Source organism: Humibacter sp. (assembly GCF_051954055.1).
In the GTDB taxonomy this organism is placed as follows: domain Bacteria; phylum Actinomycetota; class Actinomycetes; order Actinomycetales; family Microbacteriaceae; genus Humibacter.
This window is the reverse complement of record NZ_JBQCIE010000068.1, coordinates 1-11,418: the sequence shown is the minus strand read 5'-3', so window position 1 is coordinate 11,418 and position 11,418 is coordinate 1. Positions and strand designations below refer to the sequence as shown.

12 protein-coding genes are annotated in these 11,418 nt (G+C 69.4%); 3 read left to right on the top strand and 9 right to left on the bottom strand.

Translation table 11 applies throughout. The annotated features are described in order from the left end of the window. From pth to ACTHNC_RS08115, 9 genes are all read right to left on the bottom strand, one after another. Window positions 1–350 (bottom strand): aminoacyl-tRNA hydrolase (pth, locus tag ACTHNC_RS08155; protein ID WP_440294100.1); only part of this gene is annotated, 350 nt, incomplete at its 3' end. A gap of 21 nt (window positions 351–371) precedes the next feature. Beyond that, the gene (locus tag ACTHNC_RS08150) at window positions 372–1,001 is read right to left on the bottom strand and encodes a 50S ribosomal protein L25/general stress protein Ctc (protein WP_440294099.1); all 630 of its coding nucleotides are present in this window, start codon (window positions 999–1,001) and stop codon (window positions 372–374) included. A 174-nt stretch (window positions 1,002–1,175) separates the two neighbouring features. Next, window positions 1,176–2,042 carry a serine protein kinase RIO gene (locus ACTHNC_RS08145; protein WP_440294098.1) on the bottom strand — a complete coding sequence of 289 codons (867 nt, stop codon included), beginning with the start codon at window positions 2,040–2,042 and terminating at the stop codon, window positions 1,176–1,178. 187 nt (window positions 2,043–2,229) lie between these two features. After that, window positions 2,230–3,480, bottom strand: a complete 1,251-nt coding sequence (manD, locus tag ACTHNC_RS08140; protein WP_440294097.1) for a D-mannonate dehydratase ManD — start codon at window positions 3,478–3,480, stop codon at window positions 2,230–2,232. Window positions 3,481–3,499: 19 nt separating this feature from the next. Continuing rightward, window positions 3,500–4,705, bottom strand: a complete 1,206-nt coding sequence (locus tag ACTHNC_RS08135) for a mannitol dehydrogenase family protein (RefSeq protein WP_440294096.1) — start codon at window positions 4,703–4,705, stop codon at window positions 3,500–3,502. Window positions 4,706–4,795: 90 nt separating this feature from the next. Then, window positions 4,796–5,983 carry a Gfo/Idh/MocA family protein gene (locus tag ACTHNC_RS08130; protein ID WP_440294095.1) on the bottom strand — a complete coding sequence of 396 codons (1,188 nt, stop codon included), beginning with the start codon at window positions 5,981–5,983 and terminating at the stop codon, window positions 4,796–4,798. Further along, window positions 5,980–6,837 carry a sugar phosphate isomerase/epimerase family protein gene (locus ACTHNC_RS08125; protein ID WP_440294094.1) on the bottom strand — a complete coding sequence of 286 codons (858 nt, stop codon included), beginning with the start codon at window positions 6,835–6,837 and terminating at the stop codon, window positions 5,980–5,982. The genes ACTHNC_RS08130 and ACTHNC_RS08125 overlap by 4 nt, the downstream gene beginning before the upstream one ends. A 113-nt stretch (window positions 6,838–6,950) precedes the next feature. After that, window positions 6,951–8,108, bottom strand: coding sequence for a DUF6114 domain-containing protein (locus ACTHNC_RS08120; RefSeq protein ID WP_440294093.1), 1,158 nt, complete (start codon window positions 8,106–8,108; stop codon window positions 6,951–6,953). Window positions 8,109–8,122: 14 nt separating this feature from the next. Continuing rightward, a complete protein-coding gene (locus tag ACTHNC_RS08115) occupies window positions 8,123–8,713 on the bottom strand; it encodes a DUF6230 family protein (RefSeq protein WP_440294092.1) in 591 nt (196 codons plus the stop codon). A gap of 192 nt (window positions 8,714–8,905) precedes the next feature. Here ACTHNC_RS08115 and ACTHNC_RS08110 point away from each other — a divergent pair, with 192 nt between their 5' ends. From ACTHNC_RS08110 to ACTHNC_RS08100, 3 genes are all read left to right on the top strand, one after another. Continuing rightward, entirely contained in the window at window positions 8,906–9,520 is a 615-nt protein-coding gene (locus ACTHNC_RS08110) for a TetR/AcrR family transcriptional regulator (protein WP_440294091.1), read from the top strand. Between the two features lie 166 nt (window positions 9,521–9,686). Then, entirely contained in the window at window positions 9,687–10,787 is a 1,101-nt protein-coding gene (locus ACTHNC_RS08105) for a LacI family DNA-binding transcriptional regulator (RefSeq protein ID WP_440294090.1), read from the top strand. Continuing rightward, on the top strand, window positions 10,784–11,418 hold a 635-nt coding region (locus ACTHNC_RS08100), incomplete at its 3' end, for a glucuronate isomerase (protein ID WP_440294089.1). The genes ACTHNC_RS08105 and ACTHNC_RS08100, both read left to right, overlap by 4 nt.

The following is an 11,418-nucleotide window of genomic DNA, read 5'->3' as shown; positions in this document are numbered from 1 at the left end:
TGCCCGCCGTGGCCGCCGCCGGACTTCAGCTTGATCGTGTCGAAGGGGATGTCCAGCTCGTCGTGCACCACGATCAGCCTCTCCGGCTGCAGAGAGTAGAACCGCATGAGCTGCGCGACGGGCCCGCCCGACACGTTCATGTACGTGTTGGGCTTGGCCAGGACCAGACGAGGGCCGCCGGGGACGATACGTCCCTCGGCGACCCTCGCGTTGGTCTTGTGCGATTTGAACACGGCGGATGCGCGGCGTGCGAGCTCGTCCACCACCAGCTGTCCGATGTTGTGGCGGGTGCGCTCGTACTGCGCGCCGGGGTTGCCGAGGCCGACGATGAGCCAGGGCTGTTCCGCCATGCGTGTGCCGTCCCGGCCGGACTACTCGGCGGACTCCGCCGGCGCCTCGGTCTCGGCTGCCTCGGCCTCTGCGGCCTCCTCGGCCTCTTCCGTCTCTTCGGCGGCAGGAGCCGACGGCGTGCTGATCGCGACGACCAGGGCCTCCGGGTCGCTCACCAGGGCGACGCCGCTCGGCAGGGCGATGTCGGCTGCGGTGATGTGCGTGCCGTCTTCCAGACCCTCGACATCCACCACGACACGCTCCGGGATATGCGTGGCCTCCGCCTCGACCGAGATCGTCGAGAGGTCCTGCACCACGATCGTGCCGGAGAACGGCTCGCCCTCGACGTGCACGGGAACCTCGACCTGAACCTTCTCGCCACGACGCACGATGATGAGGTCGATGTGCTCGATGATCTGGTGCACCGGGTCCTTCTGCACGTCCTTCACGAGGGCGAGCTGCGACGTGCCGGCGATGTCGAGGTCGAGCACGGCGTTCGCCTTGCGCAGGATCAGCCCGAGCTGGTGCGCGGGCAGGGTGAGGTGCTGCGGGTCGCTGCCGTGGCCGTACAGCACCGCGGGGATCTTGCCCGCCGCGCGGATCTTGCGCGCCGCGCCCTTGCCGAATCGGTCGCGGGCTTCCGCGACCACCTTGTTGCTGTCGTCAGCCATGGTGATGTCTCGCTTTCGGTGGGCTTCAGCAGCCCACATCGTTTGAAGGGATTCGTTGTCAACTCGTGCTGCATGTCAGCGTGAGGACAGACGTGAGCCTGATCCACCGCGTCGATCACGGATGCCTGCGCTAACGGGTGCGCGGCATCCCTCGCCGAAGTTCGGTGTACGAGTCTACCAGCGCGCCGGAGCTTGGAATGCGTCGGCGCAGAGCTCGGCGAAGATCTCCTCTGGATCGCTGTCGAGCCCGCGGCGCAGGAACCAGGTGCACACGTTCCGCACGTCGCGCTCGAGCAGGTCGAGACCGTTCGGGTTGCCGATCACGTCCACGAGCTGCGGCAGGTCGATCACGACGACGCGTCCTTCGTGCACGAGAAGGTTGTACGGCGAGAGGTCGCCGTGTGCGGTGCCGGCGAGGGCGAAACGGTGCATGATCTCCACGACCTGCTCGAAGCAGGACTCGAGTTCGGCAGGGGTGAGCGCTGCGGATGCCAGCCGCGGCGCCGCGACCCCGGCCCCGGCATCCCCGATGAACTCCATCAGGATCTCCGTGCCGCTCAGCTGCACCGGGTACGGGACGGGCACGCCGGCCGTCCAGGCGGCGCAGAGCCCGGCGAACTCCGCCGCCGCCCACTGCCCCGCAGCGACCTCGCGGCCGTACGCGGACTTGCGGCTCATCGCCCGCATGTCACGCGTGTTCCGCACGCGCCGTCCCTCGGTGTACGAGGCGGAACGGTGGAAGTCGCTGGTCTCCGCTCCTCGGTACCGTTTGGCGGCGAGGATGACCGAGCGTGCGCCGGAGACGGATGCCACGACATCCGGCACCGCACGTTCGAGCAGCCAGACGTCGGCTTCCTTGCCCGACTTGACGATACCGAGCTCGGTGTCGACGGCATCGGCAGACGTGACGACCCAGTCGGGGCGCGGCTCAGGTCCGCGTTCGCTGGGCATGGTGGCAGGCCAAGTGGACCTGCGCTGGCCATCTCCGATCTCGAAGGCGGCGAAGGTGGGGACGACGAAGTCGTCGCCGAAGAAGGACACTGCGGTCTCCAAGTGACAAGGAGGCCGCGGCAGTCGCAGGCGTTGGCGTCAGCGACGAACGGCCCCGAATCGAGTAAGAGGTCGGACGGAGGCGCGGAAGAATTCCGTCACGTCATCACCTCCTCGATTCGCGGCACCCGCCGGTGCACGACTGCTGCGGGCCGTGAAGCCTCGCACTTCGGCGAGATTACCAGTCGTGCATCGCTCCGTCGAGCAGTCGGTTCACCGGCAGGTACGCCCCGGAGTACGGATGCGCGGCAGCGACCTCGTCGTCGTAGTCGACGCCGAGACCCGGCGCATCCGACGGGTTCAGCATGCCGTTCTCGAACGAGTAGGTCGTGCGGAACACCTCGTGCGTGACCGGTGCGTGCCGCATGTACTCCTGGATGCCGAAGTTGGGGATCGCCAGGCCCAGGTGGATCGCGGCCGCGAGCCCGACCGGCGAGATGTCGGTGGGGCCGTGCGCGCCCGACTTGATCTGGTACACGGCGGCGTAGTCGAAGATGCGGCGAAGGCCGGTGATGCCGCCCGCGTGGGTGACGGGGCTGCGCACGTAGTCGATGAGCTGCTCCTCGAACAGCTCCCGGTAGTCCCAGATGGTGTTGAAGACCTCCCCGATCGCGAGCGGCGTGGTGGTGTGCTCGCGCACCCTGCGCAGCACGGCCTGGTTCTCGGCCGGCGTCACATCTTCGAGCCAGAACAGGTCGTAGGGTTCCAGGGACTTGCCGAGCTTCGCCGCCTGGATCGGCGTGAGCCGGTGGTGGGCGTCGTGCAGCAGCGGCAGCTCGGGCCCGAACTCGTTGCGCACCGCCTCGAACACTCCAGGAATGTGGCGCAGGTAGGCGCGGGTGTCCCAGGTCTCCTCCACAGGAAGCGCGCTGCGGCGCGCCGGCTCGTAGTCGTAGCGGGCATCCGTTCCGGCTTCCGTGCCGGCCTCGGCGTTGCGGCTGTGTGCGACGCCGTACACCGAGGGCAGGCCGGGGATGCCGGTCTGGATGCGGATGGCCCGATAGCCCTCCTCGAGATGCTCGCGGATCGAGTCGAACAGCTCGGGCAGTTCGAGACCGGATGCGTGCCCGTACACCAAGAGGCCGTCGCGGCTCCGTCCGCCCAGCAGCTGGTACAGCGGCATGCCCGCCGACTTCGCCTTGATGTCCCAGAGTGCGGTGTCGACGGCGGCGATCGCGGCCATCGTGACCGGCCCGCGCCGCCAGTACGCGCCGCGGTAGAGGTACTGCCAGGTGTCTTCGATGCGGCTCGCGTCTCGTCCGTTCAGGAGCGGCACCACGTGCTCCTTCAGGTACGCGGCCACGGCGAGCTCGCGCCCGTTGAGCGTGGCATCCCCGAGACCCGTGTAGCCGTCGTCGGTCGTGATGCGCAGGGTGACGAAGTTGCGTCCGGGGCTCGCGACGAGCACCTCGGCGGACTGGATCAGCATGGTTCTCCTTGTGTTCGGTTCAGCTCGCGTAGACGCGGCGGGCGAGTCCTGGTTGCAGCGCGTCAAGAGCCTCGGCGAGGTCGAGGCCGCGAGCGCGCCCCCACGACTCGACGGTGGCGAGGGATGCGCGCCCCGGCTCGTCCCCGTTCTCCAGCCTGGCCGAGACGATCGCCGCCTGCCGCTGCCTGAGCTTCTGCAAGCTTCCGTCGTCGATCTGCGTCAGCCTGTGCGCGATGCGGGGGTTGGCGAAGCGGGCGCGAAGGGCCGTCAGGAAGGCATCCAGCGTCTCGTCGTCGAACGGGAGCACGACCCGGGCCTCCGCCCACAGGTCTTCGAGCAGCATGCGGCACTCGGCATCGGCGAACGCGGCGGCGACCGTCTCGTGTCCGCGCGGGAGCCCGACGGCGGCCAGCAGCGTGTGTCCGGCGTTGAGCAGCCAGAGCTTGCGGCGTTCATACGACTCGATGTCGTCGACGAACCGGGCGCCGACGCGATCCCATGCGGGTCGGCCGCCGGGGAAGGCGCCGCTGACGATCCACTCGCTGAACGGTTCCGTGACGACGGGGGCGGCGTCGTCGTATCCTGTGAGCTCGCGCGCGGTCTCGCAGTCTGCATCCACGGTGCCCGGCGTGATGCGGTCGACCATGGTGGAGACGAACGAGACGTTCTCCCCGATCCAGCTCGTGAGATCCGGGTCGGCCTCCGCCAGCACCACGCGCCGCAGCGCCTCGCCGTTTCCGCTCAGGTTGTCGCAGCTGACGAGGGCGATCGGCCCGGCGGATGCTCGTGCCCGGGCCGCGAGGCCCCGCACGATCCGCGCGCCGGCGCTCTCGCCCCCGGCAGAGGCGCTCGAGTCGTTGCCGGTCTCGTATCCGCGTTCCGTCACGGTGACGGTGAGCACGGCGACGGACGCGTCGGCGAGCGTGCTCTCCCATTCCGGGCCGGCACCGTCACTCGCCTGCACGATCGACTGCACGATCTCGGCGGAGTCGCCTTCAGCGGCACGGGTGATGAGGCTGTAGACGCCGTCCTGCCCGGACAGAACCTCGGCCGCGCGCGGCGAGCGCCCGGTGAAGGCGGCGATGCCCCAGCCGTCGGATGCGCCGGGCAGCGCGTTGGCGTGCTGCGTGTACCAAGCCTGGTGGGCACGGTGGAAGTGCCCAAGCCCGAGGTGCGCAAGCCGCACGGACGGCCGCGACGTGCGCGCCTCAGCGACGGACGGCATCCGCATGCTCCTCGAGACGCATCGACGGCCACGTCCCGCGATCGCCGACCCAGCGTCGCTGCGGGGTGGAAGCGGTGAAGACGGCGAACTTCATGCCGTGGCTTCGACGTTCGCCAGCTCGGTGTGCACGTCCTGGTCGTCATACACGCCGTCGAGCACGTCGTCGACGAGCACTTCCCGGCCCAGCGTGGCCGAGAGGTACACGGCGCGCACCACGGCGAGCGACAGCAGCGCGTCGGCCACGGTCACGCCGGGCGTGCGGTGGGTTCGGATGGCGTCCACGATGTCGTCGTACTGCCGGCGGTGCCCGACGACGAACGCGTCGGCTCCGCGCGGGCTGCCGTACAGCTCCGATGCGTCCACCAGGTCGGCGGCCCGGTTCTCGCCCGTGCTGCGGGTGGGGTCGGCGTTGCCGGCGGCATCCGCCGCGCCGCCCGAGGCGAAGTAGGCGAGCTGGTCGTTCTCGATCACGGCCGAGCCGTTCGAGCCGTGCACTTGCACGCGTACGGTCAGTCCCGGGTAGGCCGCCGTGGTGGCGTGCAGCACAGCAACGGCGCCGTTCTCGAACCGAAGCGTGGCCACGGCGGTATCTTCCACCTCGATGCGCTCGTGCGCGAGACGCGCGGTGTGCGCGTAGACGGCCACCGGTCTGCCCATGAACCACACCAGCAGGTCGACGGTGTGCACGCCCTGGTTCATCACGGCTCCGCCGCCGTCGAGCTCCCACGTTCCGCGCCATTGGCCGGAGTCGTAGTACTCCTGCGTTCGCCACCAGGCAACGGATGCCACGGCGCTGGTCAGCACGCCGAGCTCGCCCGAGTGCGCGGCGCGCGCCACGACCACCGATGCGGGGTCGAACCGGTGCTGGCTGATCACCGTGGCCACGAGTCCACGCTCCGCGGCCTCGTCGGCGAGCTCCCGGATGCGCCTGGCACGGGGCACGGAGACATCCAGCGGCTTCTCGATGACGACGTTGCTGCCGGCGTTCAGGGCGGTCTCGGCCAGTCGCACGTGCAGGCCACTGGGCGTGAGCACGACGACGATGTCGACCGGATGCTCCGCCAAGGCCTCGCCGAGATCCGCGAACAGCGCCGGCCGGGGCATCCCGACCTCTTCGACCAGCGATGCGACGCGCTCCGCCGCGGAAGTGACAGGATCAACGAGCGCGACGATCTCCACGTCTCCGCGTGCCGCGAAGGCGCGAACGTGATTGTCGGCGATGACGCCGCAACCGACGATCGCGGCGGTGAGTGCGGGCTCCGAGGCCAGGGTGTTCATGCTGCGCTGACTCCGATCGTGGTGAGCAGACGGTCGAACGCGCGGCCGGCGGTGCCGAAGGCGCGCGGGCCGGAGAAGCCGCCGAGGGCGAACCCGTCGGCGAGGTGCGGCTCGAGGGAGGCGAAGCCGCGGTAGCCGGCATCCCGCAGGGCGGTCACCGTTTCCAGCAGCTGACCGTCGCCCTCGCCGGCCGGCACGACGGTGCCGTCGGCGAATAGCGCGTCCTTCACCTGCAGGTACTCGACGTGCTCGTGAAGCAGGGGCCAGGCATCCGTGAACGGCCGCACGCCGCACTGCACGAAGTTGGCGTTGTCCCACGCCAAGCGCAGGGCATCGGACCCCACGGACTCGACGATGTCGAGCACACGCTCCGGCACGTCGCCGTAGATCTCCTTCTCGTTCTCGTGCAGCAGCACGACGTCCTCGCGCTCGGCGAGGTCGGCGAGCGCGCGCATGCGGACGATCACCTCGTCGCGGATCGCCTCGGGCGTGATGCCCTCGCCGCGGTAGAAGGAGAAGATGCGCACGTAACGCGAGCCGAGCACGTGGGCGGCGTTGATCGCTCGAGCGAGGCGCTCCACCTCGTGCTCGACCGGCAGCGTGACATCCACCTTGCCGATCGGCGACGCGATCGCGGAGACGCCGAAGCCTGCACCGTCGATGATGCCTTTGAGACCGGCGAGCTGCTCAGCGTCGAGGTCGACGATGTTCACGCCCCAGGCGCTGCGCACTTCGATGTGCCGGGCGCCGAGCGCCTCCAGCACGGCCAGTTGCACCTGCGGTGATTCGTCGATCTCGTCACCGAATCCGGACAGCTTCCAGGCGATGTCGCCGCCCGCGGAGGAGGAGCTCATGTCTTCGACACTAGGCAGGCCGGGCGATGCGCTGCAAACGTTTGCCAGTCGTTGCCAAAAGCCGACAGACGCAGACGTACTCCCCGCCGATTGAAGCGCGTTCCGGGCGACGTTCAGCTGATCATCTCGTGGAATCCGGTCAGCGCCGAGCTCCCGCCGGTGATGCCGAAGACCTCGAGGGAGAGGATGCGCGACACGGGCACGGAACCGTCGGACGACGGCGGATGCTGGATGTCGTATTGCACGGCCTTGCCGTTGTCGAGCACCGCCTTGAACGATGCGAGGTAGGTGTTCACGCCGCCGCTGAACGCCATGGATGTCGCGACGGTGTCGGTGCCCGCATCGTTCGCATCGCGCGTGTCGAGGCGGAATCCCGGGATCGTCACGCTGTCCATCGAGAGCTTGAGCACGGTCGCCGTGCTGCCGCCCGAGAGCCGCACGGTCGCAAGGCCCAGGTAGCGCAGCCCGGAGAACGAGAGTGATGAGCCCTGCAGGAGTGCCGGCTTTCCGGAGAAGACGGGCGAGGCGGATGCCGGCGCGATGAGTGTCGGCCCGGTGGGGGCCGGCGGCGTTGCGGTGTCGCCGCCCCCGGTGTCGCCGCCCCCGGTGCCGCCGCCCGCGGACGGCGATGGTGCGGGCGTCGGCGACGCGCCAGGTGCCGTCGTCGATGTCGGCGTTGGGGTGGGTGTGGGGGTCGGGGTCGAGCAGTCCCCGATGAACCCGAGGATGCACGTGCCGGTCGCCTGCGCCGCGGAAGCCGGCTGGGGGTGCGCCGCGACGAGCCCGAGGCTCATCACCGCCGTGAGCGCAACGGCGAGAGCACCTCCGGACGCGCGCCGCGCACGGTGCTCCCGACGGGTCTTCGACGCTTCCGGCGGTGGGGCGGCGCGGTCGTCGCCGTCCTTCTTCGCGCCCTTCGGCATCCACGAGACGATCAGCACGCCGCCGACGCTGGCCAGGATCATGCCGACGAAGAAGCCGCCGAGATTGACCCCGACGAGGGAGTAGACCGCCACGACCAGGGCGATCACGCCGTAGAAGATACGGTGCTGCGGCATGAGCGTCGCGAGCACGCCGAGCACCACGAGGACGATCGGGATGAGCATGGCCTGGAAGCCCTCGATCCCGACCTGCACTTTCATCGCGCCGACGGAGAGCTGACCGGAGAAGAACATCTCGACGCCGCCGAGCGCTGTCAGCAGTCCACCGATGAACGGCCGCTGCCGGGACCACACGACAAACGCGTGCCACCCGTCCTTCAGTCTCTGCATCGTCGGGTGCTCGCTCAGAAGCAGGTCGTCTTGCCGTCGGTCAGTTGCAGGTGCAGCCCCGCGAGGTTGAAGACGGATGCCTGCGTGCTCCACGCGGTCTGCTTGAGATTCTTGATCTCGACCGAGTCGGCATCCTGCGCGAAGTCACCGGCCGAGCCCTTGGCGTCCGTGTTCACCGTCGAGGCATCCACACCGATGCGGATGTTGTTGAACGTGGCGTCGCCCTGCAGGTCGGTCATGCCGATCTGCATGTTCGTCGCCGTGGCCGGCGTTCCGCCCCCACCCGCCGTGATCTTCAGGCCCACCGGCATACCCGGCACCACCACCGACTGGCACAGGTCGTACAGCTTCGCGGTGGCGATGTTGGCGATGGAGGCCGGATGCGTCGTGCCGTCCTTCGCCGTCACCGTTCCCGCGTACTGCGAGAAGCCGGTGCCCTCGAGCTGCGACGCCGCCACCTGGAACGTGGAGCCCGAGACCGTGAACGCCACCGGAACCGCACCGTTGGCAACGCCCGTCATCAGAAGGCTCGCGGCGATGCCGACCGGAATGGCGGCAAGGGCGACGCGGCCAGCACGCTTCGCGGCCAGGGAACGTAGCTTCATAGATCCTCCTCGATCAGTGCGACGCCGGGATGCCGACCCTTACTGACGCAGCGTCAGTAACTATTTACCATGAGTCAGTAGCGCGCGCCAGTCGGAGCTGTCGACCCGTGGACGGGGCACACCGCAGATGAGCGGATGCCTGCTGCGCGAGACGCGCGCCGACCCTCAATCTGGCGCTCTATCCTCGAAACCATGCCCTCCGAGCGACGCACCCGTATGACGCCCGACGAGCGCCGGGCGCAGCTCGTCGCCCTCGGAGTGGCTGCGCTGGCCGACCGGCCGCTCGATCAGTTGAACGTCGAGGACCTCTCCGCGCAGGCCGGCGTCTCGCGCGGCCTCCTGTTCTACTACTTCGACTCCAAGCAGGGATTCCACCGCGAGGTCGTGCGCGCCGCACGCGACGGCATGCTCAACGCCACCGAGCCGCAGCTCGACCTCCCTCCGCTGGAGCGCCTGCACACGACGCTGACGAAGATCGTGGAGTTCGTACGGGAGCACCGCAGCACGTTCGTCTCGCTCGTGCACGGCGTCGCCAGCGGCGACAAGGAGGTTCGCGAGGTCGTCGAAGAGGCCGAGAAGATCCAGACGCAGCGCGTCATCGCCGTCTTCGACGAGCTCGGCGTTCCGCAGTCGCCGCTCCTCACGGTGGCCCTTCGCGCCTGGGTCGCGTTCGCGGAGCAGGCTCTGGTGGACGGAGAGCTGAGCGCCGGGCCTGACGGCGACGACGATGCCGTGGCCTTCGTGGCGTTCCTCGAGCGGTCCGCGCTCGCCGTCGTCGAGTCGGTGGCCGGCCCCGTTTCGCGCTGACCTCCCGGCGCGCTCTCACCAGACTGCACGCCCGCCCCGAAACAGCGGGTGTTGCCCAACGTCTCGGGGCGGGCGTGCAGTCTCGCGGGATCCGAGTGGCGGATTCCGTCTGGCAAACGGTTGCCAAATGTTTGCCACGCTCGCCCGGGCTTGATTGGCTGTCGGCATGGAAGGAGTCCGCGAAGACGCGCCGCCCACCGCGCCAGGCGCCGAAGCGGTGCGCCCCGTCACGCTCGCCGATATCGCCGAGCGCGCGGGCGTCGCCATCTCCACAGCGTCTCGCGCGCTCTCGAATCCAGGCAGGGTGAACGCGGCGACACGGGAACGCATCGCACGGATCGCGACCGAGCTCGGCTACTCCCCCAACTCGCCCGCCCGCGCACTCACCTCGGGCAGGACCGGGGCGATAGCCGTGCTCGTCTCCGACGTCACGAACCCGTTCTACTTCGGCATCATCAAGGGCACGCAGCGGCAGCTGAAGGCATCTGGATACTCGCAGCTGCTCATCGACACCGAGGAGTCCGACCAGAACGAGGACGACCTTCTGCACCGGCTGCGTTCGTCGTTCGACGGCGCCGTACTGGCCGCGTCGCGGCTGTCCGACCGCATGCTCGCCGAGCTCGCATCGCAGCTGCCCATCGTGGCCGTCAACCGGCAGACCCGCGGCGTCTCTACCGTGTTCATCGACACGCCCAAGGGCATCGAGCAGGCGGTCGAGCACCTCGTGTCGCTCGGCCACCGGGACATCGCCTACGTCTCGGGCCCAGAGACGTCCTGGCCCAACGAGGGACGCTGGCGGCGGTTCGTGAAGGCCGGCAGGCAACACGGCGTGACAACCCGCCGGCTCGGTCCGTTCTCGCCGCTGCGCAGCGCGGGAGCGGCCGCGGCGGATGCGCTGCTCAACACGGGCGCGACGGCCGCGATCGCGTTCAACGACCTGCTCGCGATCGGCATGCTGCAGCACCTAGCGGGGCGCGGCATCCGTGTTCCCGCCGAGATCAGCATCGTCGGATGCGACGACATCTTCGGCGCCGACTTCTGTGATCCCCCGCTGACGACGCTCACCGCCCCGATCGAGCAGGCCGGCCGGCTCGCCGTCACGCTGCTGCTCGCGCAGCTCGAGCCGGGAACGGACTCCGCCAGGCGACGAAGCGCCTCGCTGCCCACACACCTCACCGTCCGCTCGTCCACCGGGCCGGCGGCGACGCCCGCCGAACGCGACTCGGGCACGCCGAACCCCGCCGAACAGGAGAACCGCACGACATGAGCCTGCCGAACGACACGACGACCGCGAGCGATCGAGTCCACACGCTCGCCCCGCACCCCGACCGCCTGCTGCCGGCCGATCCGGCGACGCGGGAGGTGGCGCGACGGTTGTACGCCGAAGTCGCGGATGCCGCGATCTACTCGCCGCACGGCCACGTCGACGCGCACCTGCTGCTCGACGACGAGCCGTTCGGCGACCCGGCCGCGCTGCTGATCACGCCCGACCACTACGTGACACGGCTCCTGCACGCCGTCGGTGTGCCGCTGACCGACCTGGGCCTTCGACGCGACGGGGAACCGTCGCAGACATCGGGACGCGAGATCTGGCGCCGCCTCTGCGAGAACTGGGACGTCTTCCTCGGCACGCCCGTTCGCTTCTGGTTCGAGAGCGAGTTCGCGGACGTCTTCGGGCTCACGGATGCTCCGTCGCCCCAGACAGCGGACGCCCTGTACGACCAGCTGTGCGACGCTCTCGCGAGGCCCGAGTTCCGCCCGCGGGCGCTCTTCGACCGCTTTCGCATCGCGGTGCTCGCCACGACGGACGATCCCGCCGACGACCTCTCGGCGCACCTGGCCCTCCGCGACGACCCGGACTTCGCCGGCCGCGTCGTGCCCACCTTCCGCGCCGACCG

Bases quoted from the DNA above. Each gene is read 5' to 3' on its own strand.
- ACTHNC_RS08150 (WP_440294099.1), bottom strand. From the start codon at position 1,001: ATGGCTGACGACAGCAACAAGGTGGTCGCGGAAGCCCGCGACCGATTC.
- manD (WP_440294097.1), bottom strand. From the start codon at position 3,480: ATGCTGATCCAGTCCGCCGAGGTGCTCGTCGCGAGCCCCGGACGCAAC.
- ACTHNC_RS08135 (WP_440294096.1), bottom strand. From the start codon at position 4,705: ATGCCGTCCGTCGCTGAGGCGCGCACGTCGCGGCCGTCCGTGCGGCTT.
- ACTHNC_RS08130 (WP_440294095.1), bottom strand. From the start codon at position 5,983: ATGAACACCCTGGCCTCGGAGCCCGCACTCACCGCCGCGATCGTCGGT.
- ACTHNC_RS08125 (WP_440294094.1), bottom strand. From the start codon at position 6,837: ATGAGCTCCTCCTCCGCGGGCGGCGACATCGCCTGGAAGCTGTCCGGA.
- ACTHNC_RS08120 (WP_440294093.1), bottom strand. From the start codon at position 8,108: ATGCAGAGACTGAAGGACGGGTGGCACGCGTTTGTCGTGTGGTCCCGG.
- ACTHNC_RS08115 (WP_440294092.1), bottom strand. From the start codon at position 8,713: ATGAAGCTACGTTCCCTGGCCGCGAAGCGTGCTGGCCGCGTCGCCCTT.
- ACTHNC_RS08110 (WP_440294091.1), top strand. From the start codon at position 8,906: ATGCCCTCCGAGCGACGCACCCGTATGACGCCCGACGAGCGCCGGGCG.
- ACTHNC_RS08105 (WP_440294090.1), top strand. From the start codon at position 9,687: ATGGAAGGAGTCCGCGAAGACGCGCCGCCCACCGCGCCAGGCGCCGAA.